The organism is Stenotrophomonas sp. YJH_SMC_73, assembly GCF_059370155.1.
The window spans coordinates 110,253-124,835 of record NZ_JCAFTJ010000008.1; the positions used below are offsets into that span (position 1 = coordinate 110,253).

Below are 14,583 nucleotides of genomic sequence, written 5' to 3' on the forward strand. Positions count from 1 at the left end.
ACAATCCCACAGGGTGCGAAAGATGCTTGGCATTATTCACAGCACCCGACTCGATTTCCGGGCTGAATCCGCTTAATCTGGCCAACACGCCCCACGATTCCTGTTAATTCTGTGAATTATTCAGCTCCCCAGCGGCAACTCGGCCTGCGCCTGCTGCGGCTGCGCGAGCGGCGCGGCTACAGCCAGGCCGATCTGGCGCGTGCGCTGGGGCTGTCGGCCAGCTACCTGAACCAGATCGAGCGCAACAAGCGCCCACTGACACCGGCGGTGCAGAAGAAGCTGGGAGAGGTGTTGGGCGACGTTTCCTCGCTGTTCGATGACGATGAGCCCGCCGCCCTGCAGGAAGCGCTGGGCGAAACCCTGCGCGACCTGGGCCTGGCCGAGGTCAGCGCGACCGAACTGCGCGCGCTGGCCGGGAACCTGCCGCAGGTCAGCCGCGCGCTGTTGGACCTGCACCGTCGTCACCTGGCGCTGCGCGAGCACGCGGCCGCACTGGAGTTCCAGCTGGGCGAGCCCGGCGCCGGCAGTACCCTGCCCGCCGGTGACCAGGTGCGCGAGTTCTTCAACCGCATGCACAACCACATTCCCGAGCTGGACGAGCTGGCCGAGCAGCTGTTCGCCGAATGGGGGCTGTCGCCCGGGCATGTGGCACCGCGGCTGCGCCAGCTGCTGGCCGACCGCCATGGCGTGCTGGTGGAAGTGGCCGCACTGCAGGCCGGGCGCGAAAAGCGGCACTACGATGCCGGTGCGCGGCGGCTGTGGCTGCCCGATTACCTGGAGCCCGGACAGCAGGCGTTCCAGATGGCGGCCGAGCTGGCCCTGCACGGCTACCTGCCGCAGATCGATGCGGTGGTGGCGCGCGCCGGGTTCACCGATGAGGCACGCATCGCGCAGGCGCGGATCGGTCTCTCCAACTATTTCGCCGGTGCGCTGGTGATGCCGTACATGCGCTTCCTGCGTGCAGCCGAAACCAGCAGCTACGACATCGAACTGCTGGCGCACCAGTTCGGCGTCGGCTTCGAAGCGGTCTGCCACCGGCTGAGCACGCTGGCACGGCGCAGCGCGCCCGGCCTGCCGTTCTTCTTCATCCGCGTGGATCGGGCGGGCAACGTCTCAAAGCGCCATTCGGCCACCGATTTCCACTTCTCGCAGGTGGGTGGATCGTGCCCGCTGTGGATCGTCTACGAGGCGTTCAACCAACCCGGGCGCATCCTCACCCAGACCGCGCGCATGCCCGATGGCCGCCGTCATTTCTGGCTGGCGCGGCAGGTCAGCAGTGGCCCGGTCGGCCATGGCCAACCGCGCAAGACCTTCGCGGTGGCGCTGGGCTGCGACCTGCAGCATGCCGAACGCCTGGTGTATTCACTGGGGCTGGATGTGCAGAGCCCGGGCAATTCGGTATCGATCGGCCCGGGGTGCCGGGTGTGCCCGCGCGAGGACTGCATGCAGCGCGCGTTCGCGCAGTTGCCGGGGCGATAGGGCGGGTTTGGCAGGGCCGCGCCCTGCACCTGCGGTAGTGCCGGCCGCTGGCCGGCAAGAGCAGCAACCACTGCGGGGTCAGATCCGTTTTCCTGCGGAAACGGATCTGACCCCGATTCGACCGCAGGATCGGGTCAGTAGATCGGCGTGACCTTCATCTGCGGCAGCGGACGCGGTGCACCGTCGGTGAGGTCGGGGCCGAGGTCCTCCCAGGTGCGGCCCTGCTCGACCATCAAGCCCCACAACTGCTGCGAGGCCAGCCGTTTGTCTTCCGAGCCCAGCTTGTACGACGGTGGCGTCGGCTGACCGCTGGCGACCATCGCGTACGCCGCGCGGTAGGCCAGCACCTGCTGCGCCGGATCATCGGTGCGCGCCACTTCCAGCGTGTAACGCTGGTAGGCCGAGGCCAGGTTGCGCCAGCGGATCCAGTAGTGGTTCTCGAACGAGAACGAACAGAAGCGCGCACCGGCCAGGCTGCCCTTGTCGGCGATGCGGGAGAGTACCTCCTGCGGCATGTCCAGGTTCATGCCGCCTTCGTCGCCCTGCAGGCTGACGTGCACGATGCGGTCGCGATAACCCGGTGCGCGCGCCTGCAGCAGGTCGCGCCAGTTCTGCATGGTCGCCACCACCGCGAACAGGAAACGACCCAGCTCGGCTGCGGCCAGTGGCGTGGCGATGGACTGGTAATGCCGTTGCCAGCCGTGGCGGTTTTCGGTGGGCAGGAACACCGCATGTTCCAGCGCCTGGCGGCCGCCGCTGCCCTGGCTCACCGCTTCGGCGTGCTGTGGATAAACCAGGTTGATGGCGAAGGTCGGCCAGCGCGGCAGGGCGGCGTCGAACAGATGGATCGGGAAGTTGCTGCTGATGCCGCCATCGGAGAACCAGCAGATGCGGAAGGCGGTGATCACCGGGCCGCAGGTCTGCCCGGCACTGGTCAGCCCTTCCATGCTGTCGGCAACGTTGTGCTCCTGGTCGGCCGCAGGGGCGGTCGGTTCGCAGCGTCGTTCGCGGCGTGAGGGTTCATGCAGCGGCACCGCGCTGATCAGCAGCGGGAAGCTCAGGCTCATGCGCGTGGCCACCAGCACCGGCAACTTCGGGCCCTGTGGCAGGTGGTAGTACTGCCGCCCTTCCACCTCCAGCGGCGGGCCGGCCTGGCTCACCAGCCACTGCACCACGCTGGCGGGGAACAGCTGCTCGAACTCCTCGCGCAGGAACCAGAACTGCGCACCGCCCAGCGGCAGCGTGCGCGGCTCGTTGTGCGATACGCAGGTGGTGATCATCTGAAGGCTGATCGCATGCGGGCTGTCAGGCTCACCGGCGTAGCGCGGCGCATCGTGCAGGTCGGCGAAGGTCAACGGTGCATCCAGCGGCTTGCCCGACAGCTGCTGCAGGCATTCATGCAACCACTCGGTCAGCGCCGGCCTGCGTGGATCGCGGCTGAGGCCGCTGCACAGGCCCAGCAGGTTGCGACGCGCCACCCGCGCGACCCGCAGCGCGGCACCGGCCACACCCGCACCGTAGGCGCACAGCAGTGATGGCAGCAGCGTGGCGGCCACGCCGCTCCAGCCACCGCCCCACCAGCCCAGGCCGAGCAGCAGCGCCAGCGACACCAGCACTTCCAGCGGCGCGATCTCGAATACCGCAACGGCCAGGCACAGCAGTTTGTGCGGCAGGCGGGCATTGCCGGTCAGCACCACCAGCAGCCGATAGGCCGCGCGCGCGCCGCGCGCCGGCTGGAACAGGCTGTAGATGAAGCCGCGCCGGGACAGCTGTGCCGACACCGCCGACAGCCCGCCATAGCCTGCATCGCCGGGCAGCTGCTCGCCGGCCTGCTGGCGGCGATCGCCGCAGGCCGCTGCAGCCGCCACCGCTGCCGCAATGGCGCCGGCTGAAGTGCCGCCGATGCTCTTGAAGCGATACTCGCGGGCCAGCGCCAGTACCGCATTGGGGTACACGATGCCGCTGGTGATGCCGCCTTTCATGACCAGATCGCAGTACTTGTCCGCCACTGTCTTGCCCCCGAGCATGCCGTCCGCCGCGTGGGTTGCAGTATGGCGCAGGGGCTTCTCAGGGCCTGAGAACGACGGCGCAGTCCGCGCACGCAATGCGCCGTTCAGCAGAAAGCACGGCTGCAGGCTTGACCCGCCCTGCCATCGGCGTAGCATCTGCAGCAAGCCAAGGGACAGACCCGCGGCTGCCACAACGACATGAGGGATTCTCATGGAATTCGACTATCTCGTCTTCATCGGGCGATTCGAGCCCTTCCACAACGGCCACGCCGCCGTTGCCCGCCTGGCCCTGAGCCGGGCCCGCAAGCTGATCTTCCTGGTCGGCTCTGCCGATACCCCCCGCAGCCTGCGCAATCCCTGGACCGTGGCCGAACGCGCCGTGATGATCCAGGCGGCCCTCGACGACCACACCGACCGTCTGCTGATCCGCCCGCTGCGTGACCACCTGTACAACGAAGCACAGTGGATCGCCAACGTGCAGCGCCAGGTGGCTGACGCCCTGCGCAACGACGGTGCCGCCGCCGATGCCAGGGTGGGCCTGATCGGCATGGACAAGGATGCGTCCAGCTACTACCTGCGCGAGTTCCCGCAGTGGCCGCTGGTGGACGTGCAGCACACCGCCACCCTGTCGGCCACCGAGCTGCGGCGCTACCTGTTCGAGGCCGGCGACGTCGACTTCCACGGCGCGCTGCTGATGCTGCGTGGCAATGTGCCGGCGCCGGTGTACGACATGCTCGAAGCGTTCCGCAAGAGTGCGCCTGCGTATGGCCAGCTGGTGGCCGAGTACCGCTTCATCGAACAGTACAAGGCCGCCTGGAAGGATGCGCCCTACGCGCCCACCTTCGTCACCACCGATGCGGTGGTGGTGCATTCGGGCCACGTGCTGCTGGTGCGTCGCCGCTCGGAACCCGGCAAGGGGCTGTGGGCATTGCCCGGCGGCTTCGTCGGCCAGGAACAGAGCCTGCTCGACAGCTGCCTGCGCGAACTGCGCGAGGAAACCCGGCTGAAGATTCCGTTGCCGGTGTTGAAGGGGTCGCTGAAGGGCCAGCAGGTGTTCGACCACCCGGACCGCAGCCAGCGTGGCCGCACCATCACCCACGGTTTCCACTTCGAGTTTCCGGCCGGCGAGCTGCCGCCGGTGCGCGGTGGCGATGACGCCGACAAGGCACGCTGGATACCGGTGAGTGAAGCACTGGACATGGGCCCACAGCTGTTCGAAGACCACCTGCACATCCTGGAGTACTTCCTCGGCCGCGGCTGACCGGCCCGGCTTTCCCACTGGCGGATAGACCGCTGGTTTCACCCGACGCGAAGGAGCTTCCGTCATGCACTACCTCGATAATCTTCTCCTCAACACCGACAGCTACAAGGCCAGCCATTGGCTGCAGTACCCGCCGGGTACCGATGCCACGTTCTTCTACGTCGAATCACGTGGCGGCCTGCACGATCGCACGGTGTTCTTCGGCCTGCAGGCGATCCTCAAGGACGCGCTGGCACGGCCGGTCACCCAAGCCGACATCGACGACGCTGCTGCGGTGTTCGCCGCGCATGGCGAACCGTTCAACGAGGCCGGCTGGCGCGATATCGTCGACCGGCTTGGCGGCCACCTGCCGGTACGCATCCGTGCCGTGCCCGAGGGCAGCGTGGTGCCCACCCACCAGGCACTGATGACGATCGAGTCGACCGATCCGGCCGCGTTCTGGGTGCCGTCGTACCTGGAAACGCTGCTGCTGCGCGTGTGGTATCCAGTCACCGTGGCCACCATCAGCTGGCACGCACGGCAGACCATCGCCGCGTTCCTGCAGCAGACCAGCGACGACCCGCAGGGGCAGCTACCGTTCAAGCTGCACGACTTCGGCGCGCGCGGTGTATCGAGCCTGGAATCGGCCGCGCTGGGCGGTGCCGCACACCTGGTCAACTTCCTCGGCACCGATACCGTATCGGCGCTGTGCCTGGCGCGCGCGCACTATCACGCGCCGATGGCCGGCTATTCGATTCCCGCCGCCGAGCACAGCACCATCACCAGCTGGGGCCGCGAGCGCGAGGTGGACGCCTACCGCAACATGCTGCGCCAGTTCGGCACGCCCGGTGCGATCGTAGCCGTGGTGTCGGACAGCTATGACATCTACCGCGCCATCAGCGAGCACTGGGGTACCACCCTGCGCGATGACGTGATCGCCTCGGGCGCCACCCTGGTCATCCGCCCGGACTCGGGGGACCCGGTGGAGGTGGTGGCCGAAAGCCTGCGCCGGCTGGATGAAGCCTTCGGCCACACCCTCAACAGCAAGGGCTACCGCGTGCTCAACCACGTGCGGGTGATCCAGGGCGATGGCATCAACCCGGATACCATCCGCACCATCCTGCAACGCATCACCGACGACGGCTACGCCGCCGACAACGTGGCCTTCGGCATGGGCGGTGCGCTGCTGCAGCGGCTGGACCGCGATACGCAGAAGTTCGCACTGAAGTGCTCGGCGGCGAGGGTCGAGGGTGAGTGGATCGACGTCTACAAGGATCCGGTCACCGACGCCGGCAAGGCCAGCAAGCGTGGCCGCATGCGCCTGCTGCGCCGCCTGGACGATGGCAGCCTGCACACGGTGCCGCTGCCGGCCAACGGCGACGACACCCTGCCGGACGGCTTCGAGGACGCAATGGTGACCGTGTGGGAGAACGGCCGCCTGCTGCACGACCAGCGGCTGGACGACATCCGCACGCGGGCGGCCGTGGGGCATTGAAGGTGCATCCCGACCGGGGTCAGAGCCCGCTGCGTGGCAGCGGGATCCGACCCCTTCCTTCCGCTGGGGTCGGATCCCGCTGCCACGCAGCGGGTTCTGACCCCTGCGCTCTTGACCGGCGCCACCAACAGGTCCACCTTGCACACGCCGAAGGTATCCCTCCCATCGCTGCGGCGCGGGGAGGGATTTAAACGGGAATCCGGTGAAGGCGCCTCGCGCGTCCATTCCGGAGCTGCCCCGCAGCGGTGAATGGAAACGAATCCTGCCAACAGCACTGGGCTCGCGCCTGGGAAGCGGCGGGTAGTAGGTGGGCTGCGGCCCGTGTCCATCAGCCCGAATACCGGCCCCGGCCGGGGGACACGACCGTCCCCTGACTCGACCTGGAATCTCCGCGGGGAGGTTGCCGGGGCCGTCGTCGTCCTGCGCGTGCAGGCGGTGTGGCCGCGCGCGTCCTGTTCACGGTATCCGGCCAGACCCGTTCACCCACGCGCTGATGCATGGGCCACCGCCGTTGCCGGCGGTCCATGCGGTACCTGACGATGACCGAGCTCCAACGCCCCACCCTGACCCTGCCCGCCGACGGCAAGCGCCTGCTGCTGCATTCGTGCTGCGCGCCCTGTTCCGGCGAAGTGATGGAGGCGATCACCGCCTCCGGGATCGACTACGCGATCTTCTTCTACAACCCCAACATCCACCCGGTGAAGGAGTACGAGCTGCGCAAGCAGGAGAACATCCGCTTCGCCGAGCAGCACGGCATTCCCTTCATCGACTGCGACTACGACACCGACAACTGGTTCAGCCGTGCACGCGGCATGGAAAACGAGCCTGAACGCGGCATCCGCTGCACGATGTGCTTCGACATGCGCTTCGAGCGCACTGCGCTGTACGCGCACGAGCACGGTTACGACACCATCAGTTCTTCGCTGGGCATCTCGCGCTGGAAGAACATGGCGCAGATCAACGACTGCGGCATCCGCGCCGCCTCGCGCTATGAAGGCCTGCAGTACTGGGACTACAACTGGCGCAAGGGCGGCGGCGCCAGCCGCATGATCGAGATCAGCAAGCGCGAGCAGTTCTACCAGCAGGAATACTGCGGCTGCGTGTACTCGCTTCGCGATGCCAACCGCCATCGCCGCGAGAATGGCCGCGAGCGGATCAGGATCGGCCTGCTGTACTACGGGCAGGACGCTGGGACGCCACAGGGCGATTGACGTGCAGGCATGGGGCGGCCACGCTGGTCGCCCCTTCTGTTGTAGCGGACCTGCCATGACCGCCCTGCCCGCCGATGTCGCCCTGCTGGTGATCGACCTGCAGCCGGACTTCATGCCCGGTGGCGCCTTGGCCTGCGACCAGGGCGATGCGCTGGTGGCACCGATCGCCGATCTGTTGGCGCAGCGCCGCTACCGCACCGTGGTGGCGACCCAGGACTGGCACCCGGCCGACCATGCCTCGTTCGCCAGCCAGCACCCCGGCCAACGCCCCTTCGAGACCATCCTGCTGCACGCGCAGCCGCAGACGCTGTGGCCGGACCACTGCGTGCAGGGCAGCGCCGGTGCCGCGCTGCACCCGGGCGTGGACTGGACCGTGGCCGACCTGATCCTGCGCAAGGGCACGCGCCAACAGGTGGATTCGTACAGCGCCTTCCGCGAGAACCATGGCCCCGATGGCGAACGCCCGGCCACCGGCCTGGCCGGCTGGCTGCACGAACGCCGCATCCGCGAAGTGCACGTGTGCGGCCTGGCCCGCGACTACTGCGTGCTGTGGAGCGCGCAGGATGCGGTGAAGTCCGGCTTCCGGGTGAAGTTCCTGTGGGACCTGACCCGGCCGGTGACCGAAGCCAACGACGCGATGGTGCGCGATGCGCTGGGCAAGGCGGGAATCGCGACCGCCTGACCCACAACGGTAGTGCCGGCCGCTGGCCGGCAACGCCTGGATCCCTGCAGTTGCCGGCCAGCGGCCGGCACTACCGGATCACACCCGTGGGTAGCGCCGGGCCATGCCCGGCGGACCTGGAAGGGGCAGCACGTTACCGGAACACCACCGTGCGATGCCCGTTGAGCAGGATGCGGTGCTCCACATGGCGGCGCACGGCGCGTGCCAGCACCAGCGATTCGGTATCGCTGCCCAGCCGCACCAGCTCGCGCGGCGCCATGGCGTGATCCACGCGGGCCACATCCTGTTCGATGATCGGTCCTTCGTCCAGATCCTCGGTGACGTAGTGCGCGGTGGCGCCGATGATCTTGACCCCGCGCGCGTGCGCCTGGTGGTACGGCTGCGCGCCCTTGAAGCTGGGCAGGAAGCTGTGGTGGATGTTGATCGCACGCCCGGCCAGCGCGCGGCACAGCGTGGGTGACAGGATCTGCATGTAGCGCGCCAGCACCACCAGGTCGATGCGCTCGCGCTCGACCAGGTCGATGATCTGCTGCTCCTGCACCGCACGCGTATCGGCGGTCACCGGCAGGTGGTGGAACGGTACCTGGTAGGACGCGGCCAATGGCGCGAAGTCGGCGTGGTTGGAGGCCACCGCGGCAATGTCGACCTTCAGCTGGCCGCTGTGGGCGCGGAACAGCAGGTCGTTGAGGCAGTGCCCCTGCTTGCTGACCAGCACCAGCAGGCGTGCCCGGCGGCGGCCATCATGCAGCTGCCAGTCCATGCCGAAGCCTTCGGCAAGCGTGGCCATCGCGGCGTGCACGGTCTCCAGCGGCAGGCCGGCGTCACGGTCGAAATGCACGCGCAGGAAGAAGCGGCCGCTTTCCTCATCGCCGAACTGCTGGGCGTCGAGGATGTTGCAGCCGTGGTCGAACAGCAGGCCGGACACGCGGTAGACGATGCCGGTACGGTCGGGGCAGGACAGGGTGAGGATGGAGTCGGGGCGCATCGCCACAGTGTAGGGCAGCTTCCTGCCCAGCAGCCGGATGATCACCGATGCAACCGAACCGCTTGGTTCAGTCCCAAGCGATACTTGGCCATCACCGTGGCAAGCTGGTCGGTCATGAACCTGTTGCAACTGATCCGCAGCTTCACCCGCACCGCAGAGACCGGCAGCATTGCCGCCGCGGCCCGCATCCTTGGCATCAGCGCCACCGCAGTCGGCCAGAACATCAACCGGCTGGAAGCGCATCTGGGCGTACGGCTGCTGAACCGGAGTACGCGCCAGCTGGCGCTCAGCGAGGCCGGCGCGCTGTACCTGGCGCAGGTCCGCCACATCGAGGCCGACCTGGCGCGCGCGCAGGCGATGGTCACCTCCGGTGATATCGAACCGGCCGGGCCGCTGCGCATCGCCAGCAGCAGCGCGTTCGGCCGCCACGTGCTGGCCCCGTTGCTGCCGTCACTGCAGCAACGCTACCCGCAGCTGCAGCTGGAACTGCGGCTGACCGACCGCGCCGTGCAGCATGGTCCAGAGGCGGTGGATGCCAGCATCCGCATCGGCGCGCAGCTGGAAGACGGCGTGGTCGCACGGCAGCTGGCACGCGTACCGTTCGTGTTCTGCGCCTCGCCGGCCTACCTGAAGGCCCATGGCACCCCGCAGGAACCATCGGATCTGGGCAGCCATCGCGGGCTGCTGCACCGCTTCCCCACCGATGGCCGGCCGTTGCGCTGGGGCCTGCTGAAGGACGGCCAGCGTGTGGACGCCGTGCTACCGCCGAGCATGGTCTGCGATGACATCGATGCGCTGGCGTCGCTGGCGGCGGCCGGTGCCGGCATCACGCGATTGGCTGCGTTCGTGGCTGAGCCCTACCTGCGCGATGGACGCCTGCAGGCCGTGTTCGGCGCCGACAGCACGTGGCGTCCGGAGCCGATGGAGGTCTATTTCTGCGTCAGCGATCGCCGCGACTTCACCGCCAAGATCCGCGCGCTGTTCGAGCACCTGCGGGCCGGCATGGCGCCGGCCTGGCGGGTGTGAACCTCAGCGCGCCTTGAATACGCCGCGCGCATCGCGCGGCTCGCAGCGCAGGTACTGCGGCGCCGGTTCCACGCTGTCGCGCAATGCGGCGGCGGCATGCCACGGCCAGCGCGGGTCGTAGAGGATGCCGCGCGCCAGGGCCACGGCATCGGCGTGGCGATGGCGCAGGATCGATTCGGCCTGCTCCGGTTCGGTGATCATGCCCACGGCGATCACCGGCATGCGCACCTTGGCCTTGATCGCCGCCGCGAACGGCACCTGGTAGCCCGGACCGACGGTGATCTTCTGGCGCTCGTCCAGGCCGCCACTGGAGACATGCAGGAAATTGCAGCCGCGCGCGTCCAGCACCTGGGCCAGCGCTTCGCTCTGCACCAGGTCCCAGCCGCCCTCGACCCAGTCGCTGGCGGAAATGCGCACGCCCACGGCGACCTTGTCGGACACCGCCGCGCGTACCGCGTCGAACACTTCCACCAGCAGGCGCAGGCGGTTCGGCAGCGACCCACCGTAGCCATCGGTGCGGCGGTTGCTCAGCGGCGACAGGAACTGGTGCAGCAGGTAACCGTGCGCGGCATGCAGCTCGATCAGCTCGAAGCCCAGGCGCTCGGCGCGCACCGCACTGGCAGCGAAGGCGGCGATGACCTCGGCGATGCCGGCCTCGTCCAGTTCCTGCGGTGCCGGATCGGCGGCATGGAACGGCAGCGGCGACGGCGCCACGGTGGCCCAGCCACGCGCATCGCCGGCCGGCAACTGGCCACCCCCGTCCCACGGACGGGCGGTGGATGCCTTGCGGCCGGCATGGCCCAGCTGGATGCCCAGCGGCATCGGCGACCAGCGGCGGACGCTGGCCAGCACCTGTGCCAGCGCGGCCTCGGTGCCGTCATCCCACAGGCCCAGGTCGGCCCAGCTGATGCGGCCGCGCGGCTCGACCGCGGTGGCTTCCAGGATCAACAGGCCGGCGCCGGACTGCGCCAGGTTGCCCAGGTGCATGGCGTGCCAGTCGCTGGCGCGGCCGTCTTCGGCGGAGTACTGGCACATCGGCGCGATGACGATGCGGTTGGACAGGGTCAGGGGGCCGAACGAGATCGGCGAAAACAGCTGGCTCAAGGGGGTGATGAACGACGTAGGGGGTGCGTATTGCACCGCTGCGCGGCTTCTGGATCAACCGTCTGGATGGATCGCTGTTTCGCAGCCGATCATGCCGCCGAGCGCCGAACAGCCCCTCGTAGAGCCGAGCCCACGCTCGGCTCAGCCCGCCACCCAACCGGACAAGGCTTCAGCGCAGTCCCGCTCATCCTTGAACAACAGCAGGTCGTCGGCACGGGTGCGGCCGCGGTTCAGCGCCGCCACCGGCAACCCTGCCTTCGCCGCCGCCTGCACGAAGCGGAAGCCGGAATAGACCATCAGTGACGAGCCCACCACCAGCACCGCATCGGCCTGCTGCAGATGATCGTGCACCGCCGCCACCCGCTCGCGCGGCACGTTCTCGCCGAAGAACACCACGTCCGGCTTCAGCACGCCGCCGCAGTGCGGGCAATCGGGCACCACGAATGTGGAGAAATCGGTCTCCAGGTCGGCATCACCGTCGGGGGCGATGCCGGCCTCCAGCGCGTCCCAGCCGGGATTGGCGTCCAGCAGCCGCTGCTGGAAATCCTCGCGGCCACTGCGGCGCTCGCAGCCCATGCAGCGCACCAGATCCAGGCGGCCATGCAGGTCGATCACGTTGCGGCTGCCGGCGCGCTGGTGCAGGCCGTCCACGTTCTGGGTCAACAGCACCTGCAGCTTGCCGCGGCTTTCCAGGGCGGCCAGGGCCTGGTGGGTGCCGTTGGGCCGGGCCAGGCCGAAGCGCGGCCAGCCCAGCAGGCTGCGCGCCCAGTAACGCTGGCGGGTGGTCGCCTCGCCCATGAAGGCCTGGTAGGTCACCGGCGGCGTGCGTTTCCACTTGCCGTCGGCGTCCCGGTAATCGGGTATGCCCGAGGCGGTGCTGCAACCCGCGCCGGTCAGCACGAACAGGCGCTCGGCGCGGTCGATGAAGTCGGTCAGTGGCGGGGTCATGGCTGCCAGATGGGGGCGGCGCAGCGCCCCCGCAAGCACCGGTTCAGCCGCTCGTCTCAGGCGGCCGGCAGCGGCGGCACCGCGATCGGGTGGCCTTCCTCGTCCAGCGCGATCATCACGAAGTGGCCGCGGGTGCACAGCTTGCGCTCGCCGCTGTGCAGGTCCTCGGCGACCAGTTCCACCTCGACCTTCATCGAGCTGCGGCCGACTTCGACGATGCGGCCGATGGTTTCCACCATCTGGCCGATGCGGATCGGCAGCTTGAAGTCGACCTGGTCGCTGCGCGCGGTCACCACGGTGCGGCGCGAATAGCGGGCGGCGGCCAGGAACGCGGCCTTGTCCATCCATGCCAATGCCTGGCCACCGAACAGGGTGCCCAGGTGGTTGGTGTGGTTGGGGAAGACGATTTCAGCCATGCGCACTTCGGTGGGCGGCACGGTCTCGGGGATCGGGGTCATGGGGGTGCTTCGGTGTGGGGTGCTGCGGATTCTAAGCGACCGGCGTGATGGCCATCGGCATGCACGTGCAACGGTCACCCGGCAGCGGTGCCTGCGCAGGCCGCGCCTGCGGCAGGCGTTACACTGCGCCACGCCCACTGCCAGGACTGCCCATGCCCGCCACTTCCGACCTGCTGGCCTTCGCGCTGGTTTCGCTGGCCATGGTGCTCACGCCCGGGCCGAACATGATCTACGTCATCTCGCGCTCGATCTGCCAGGGGCCGATGGCTGGCCTGATCTCGCTGGGCGGGGTGGCGCTGGGCTTTGTGTTCTACATGCTGTGTGCGGCACTGGGCATCACCGCCCTGCTGATGACCGTGCCGTTCGCCTACGACGCGCTGCGCATCGGCGGCGCGCTGTACCTGCTGTACCTGGCCTGGCAGGCGCTCAGGCCCGGCGGCCGTTCGCCGTTCGCGGTGCGTGACCTGCCGCAGGACAGCCCGCGCAAGCTGTTCACGATGGGCTTCCTGACCAATCTGCTGAACCCGAAGGTCGCGGTGATGTACCTGTCGCTGCTGCCGCAGTTCCTGCACCCGGACGGCGAAGGCAGCGTGCTGATGCAGTCGATCGTGCTGGGCTCCACCCAGATCCTGGTCAGCGTCAGCGTGAACGGCATGATCGCGCTGACCGCCGGCAGCATCGCCGGCTTCCTGGCCGCGCGCCCCACCTGGCAGATGGTGCAGCGCTGGCTGATGGGCACGGTGCTGGCCGGGCTGGCGGTGCGCATGGCGGTGGAAGGGCGGCGCTGATTGTAGAGTCGAGCCATGCTCGACTTTCTTGCGAGCAGCAGTCGAGCGTGGCTCGACGCTACGGAAACAAAAAACCCCGGCATTGGCCGGGGTTCTTCGTTGCGACAGGCCTGGCCGGTTCGATCAGAAGTTCATGTCGAAGGCGACTTCGCCCTGAACGCCGACCTGGTAGGCCGAGACGCGGCGTTCGAAGAAGTTGGTCAGCTCCTGCACGTCCTGCAGTTCCATGAACGGCAGCGGGTTGCGCACGTTGTACTTCTTTTCCATGCCCAGCTTGGCGAAGTGCTGGTCGGCGCAGTGCTGCAGGTACTGGCGCATGTCGCGGGTCGAGATGCCGGCCACGCCGCCGGACAGCACGTCCTCGGCGAACTGCACTTCGCATTCGATGGCTTCGGCCAGCATGTCGTAGACCTGCTGCTTCATCTCGTCGTCGAACAGGTCCGGCTCTTCCTCACGCACCACGCGCACCGACTCGAACGCAAACTCCATGTGCGCGCTCTCGTCGCGGAACACCCAGTTGGTGCCCGAGGCCAGGCCCGGCAGCAGGCCGCGCGAACGGAAGTAGTACACGTAGGCGAACGCAGCGAAGAAGAACAGGCCTTCGATGCAGGCGGCAAAGCAGATCTGGTTGAGCAGGAACTGGCGGCGCTGTTCGCGGGTCTCGATGCGGGTCAGGTCCTGGATCGAGTCGATCCACTTGAAGCAGAAATCGGCCTTCTTCTTGATCGAGTCGATGTTCTCCACCGCCGAGAACGCCTTGGCGCGCTCTTCCGGATCCGGCAGGTAGTTGTCCAGCAAGGTCAGGTAGAACTGCACGTGCAGTGCTTCCTCATACAGCTGGCGCGACAGGTACATGCGCGCTTCGGGCGCATTCAAGTGCTGGTACAGGTTCAGCACCAGGTTGTTGGACACGATCGAATCGCCGGTGGCGAAGAACGCGACCAGGCGGTGGATCAGGTGGCGCTCACCCGGCGACATCTTGCTGTGCAGGTCGGTGATGTCGATCTGGAAGTTGATCTCTTCCACCGTCCAGGTGTTCTTGATCGCATTCCGGTACATGTCATAGAACTGCGGGTAGCGCATCGGGCGCAGGGTCAGTTCAAAACCGGGATCGAGCAGCATCTGCTTGGGCTTGTCGGCCATGGGTGTTTCCTTGAA

General features: G+C 67.9%; 13 protein-coding genes and 1 riboswitch. Of the genes, 7 read left to right on the top strand and 6 right to left on the bottom strand.

Annotation, left to right across the window (positions count from 1 at the left end; translation table 11 throughout):
• The first annotated feature begins 111 nt into the window (after window positions 1-111).
• Window positions 112-1,479 carry a short-chain fatty acyl-CoA regulator family protein gene (locus tag AC5P8R_RS14440; RefSeq protein WP_197574396.1) on the top strand — a complete coding sequence of 456 codons (1,368 nt, stop codon included), beginning with the start codon at window positions 112-114 and terminating at the stop codon, window positions 1,477-1,479.
• A 134-nt stretch (window positions 1,480-1,613) separates the two neighbouring features.
• Here the strand turns inward: AC5P8R_RS14440 and AC5P8R_RS14445 are convergent, their stop codons facing one another.
• Window positions 1,614-3,506: a patatin-like phospholipase family protein gene (locus tag AC5P8R_RS14445; protein ID WP_495223567.1), complete on the bottom strand. Its 1,893-nt coding sequence runs from the start codon at window positions 3,504-3,506 to the stop codon at window positions 1,614-1,616.
• Between the two features lie 193 nt (window positions 3,507-3,699).
• Here AC5P8R_RS14445 and AC5P8R_RS14450 point away from each other — a divergent pair, with 193 nt between their 5' ends.
• The 4 genes from AC5P8R_RS14450 (at window position 3,700) to pncA (ending at window position 8,116) form a co-directional block, all read left to right on the top strand.
• Window positions 3,700-4,749 (top strand): bifunctional nicotinamide-nucleotide adenylyltransferase/Nudix hydroxylase, encoded by a 1,050-nt coding sequence (locus tag AC5P8R_RS14450; protein WP_481442598.1) that lies wholly within the window; start codon window positions 3,700-3,702, stop codon window positions 4,747-4,749.
• Window positions 4,750-4,813: 64 nt separating this feature from the next.
• Window positions 4,814-6,223: a nicotinate phosphoribosyltransferase gene (locus AC5P8R_RS14455; RefSeq protein ID WP_495223568.1), complete on the top strand. Its 1,410-nt coding sequence runs from the start codon at window positions 4,814-4,816 to the stop codon at window positions 6,221-6,223.
• Between the two features lie 133 nt (window positions 6,224-6,356).
• Window positions 6,357-6,586: riboswitch (cobalamin riboswitch) on the top strand.
• Window positions 6,587-6,747: 161 nt separating this feature from the next.
• Complete coding sequence (locus AC5P8R_RS14460) at window positions 6,748-7,434, top strand: epoxyqueuosine reductase QueH (RefSeq protein WP_080281917.1); 687 nt, start codon at window positions 6,748-6,750, stop codon at window positions 7,432-7,434.
• A gap of 55 nt (window positions 7,435-7,489) precedes the next feature.
• Complete coding sequence (gene pncA / locus AC5P8R_RS14465) at window positions 7,490-8,116, top strand: bifunctional nicotinamidase/pyrazinamidase (protein WP_014645585.1); 627 nt, start codon at window positions 7,490-7,492, stop codon at window positions 8,114-8,116.
• Between the two features lie 133 nt (window positions 8,117-8,249).
• Here pncA and purU read toward each other — a convergent pair whose 3' ends face one another.
• Window positions 8,250-9,101: a formyltetrahydrofolate deformylase gene (purU, locus tag AC5P8R_RS14470; RefSeq protein ID WP_005411937.1), complete on the bottom strand. Its 852-nt coding sequence runs from the start codon at window positions 9,099-9,101 to the stop codon at window positions 8,250-8,252.
• Window positions 9,102-9,215: 114 nt separating this feature from the next.
• Here purU and AC5P8R_RS14475 point away from each other — a divergent pair, with 114 nt between their 5' ends.
• Window positions 9,216-10,127, top strand: a complete 912-nt coding sequence (locus AC5P8R_RS14475; protein WP_049441881.1) for a LysR family transcriptional regulator — start codon at window positions 9,216-9,218, stop codon at window positions 10,125-10,127.
• 3 nt (window positions 10,128-10,130) lie between these two features.
• Here AC5P8R_RS14475 and AC5P8R_RS14480 read toward each other — a convergent pair whose 3' ends face one another.
• The 3 genes from AC5P8R_RS14480 to AC5P8R_RS14490 all read right to left on the bottom strand — a co-directional run bounded on the left by AC5P8R_RS14480 (window position 10,131) and on the right by AC5P8R_RS14490 (window position 12,637).
• On the bottom strand, window positions 10,131-11,231 hold the full coding sequence (locus tag AC5P8R_RS14480; RefSeq protein WP_014645582.1) for an NADH:flavin oxidoreductase/NADH oxidase: 1,101 nt from the start codon (window positions 11,229-11,231) through the stop codon (window positions 10,131-10,133).
• 141 nt (window positions 11,232-11,372) lie between these two features.
• Complete coding sequence (locus AC5P8R_RS14485) at window positions 11,373-12,179, bottom strand: NAD-dependent protein deacetylase (protein ID WP_495223569.1); 807 nt, start codon at window positions 12,177-12,179, stop codon at window positions 11,373-11,375.
• 56 nt (window positions 12,180-12,235) lie between these two features.
• On the bottom strand, window positions 12,236-12,637 hold the full coding sequence (locus AC5P8R_RS14490; protein WP_004153688.1) for an acyl-CoA thioesterase: 402 nt from the start codon (window positions 12,635-12,637) through the stop codon (window positions 12,236-12,238).
• A 152-nt stretch (window positions 12,638-12,789) separates the two neighbouring features.
• Here AC5P8R_RS14490 and AC5P8R_RS14495 point away from each other — a divergent pair, with 152 nt between their 5' ends.
• Entirely contained in the window at window positions 12,790-13,425 is a 636-nt protein-coding gene (locus AC5P8R_RS14495; RefSeq protein WP_032956621.1) for a LysE family translocator, read from the top strand.
• Between the two features lie 123 nt (window positions 13,426-13,548).
• Here AC5P8R_RS14495 and AC5P8R_RS14500 read toward each other — a convergent pair whose 3' ends face one another.
• Window positions 13,549-14,568: a ribonucleotide-diphosphate reductase subunit beta gene (locus AC5P8R_RS14500; protein WP_005420683.1), complete on the bottom strand. Its 1,020-nt coding sequence runs from the start codon at window positions 14,566-14,568 to the stop codon at window positions 13,549-13,551.
• Window positions 14,569-14,583: the final 15 nt, after the last annotated feature.

Excerpts from the sequence above, each read along its gene's own strand:
- AC5P8R_RS14445 (WP_495223567.1), bottom strand. The coding sequence starts at position 3,506 with ATGCTCGGGGGCAAGACAGTGGCGGACAAGTACTGCGATCTGGTCATG.
- AC5P8R_RS14450 (WP_481442598.1), top strand. The coding sequence starts at position 3,700 with ATGGAATTCGACTATCTCGTCTTCATCGGGCGATTCGAGCCCTTCCAC.
- AC5P8R_RS14455 (WP_495223568.1), top strand. The coding sequence starts at position 4,814 with ATGCACTACCTCGATAATCTTCTCCTCAACACCGACAGCTACAAGGCC.
- AC5P8R_RS14460 (WP_080281917.1), top strand. The coding sequence starts at position 6,748 with ATGCGGTACCTGACGATGACCGAGCTCCAACGCCCCACCCTGACCCTG.
- pncA (WP_014645585.1), top strand. The coding sequence starts at position 7,490 with ATGACCGCCCTGCCCGCCGATGTCGCCCTGCTGGTGATCGACCTGCAG.
- purU (WP_005411937.1), bottom strand. The coding sequence starts at position 9,101 with ATGCGCCCCGACTCCATCCTCACCCTGTCCTGCCCCGACCGTACCGGC.
- AC5P8R_RS14475 (WP_049441881.1), top strand. The coding sequence starts at position 9,216 with ATGAACCTGTTGCAACTGATCCGCAGCTTCACCCGCACCGCAGAGACC.
- AC5P8R_RS14485 (WP_495223569.1), bottom strand. The coding sequence starts at position 12,179 with ATGACCCCGCCACTGACCGACTTCATCGACCGCGCCGAGCGCCTGTTC.
- AC5P8R_RS14490 (WP_004153688.1), bottom strand. The coding sequence starts at position 12,637 with ATGACCCCGATCCCCGAGACCGTGCCGCCCACCGAAGTGCGCATGGCT.
- AC5P8R_RS14495 (WP_032956621.1), top strand. The coding sequence starts at position 12,790 with ATGCCCGCCACTTCCGACCTGCTGGCCTTCGCGCTGGTTTCGCTGGCC.
- AC5P8R_RS14500 (WP_005420683.1), bottom strand. The coding sequence starts at position 14,568 with ATGGCCGACAAGCCCAAGCAGATGCTGCTCGATCCCGGTTTTGAACTG.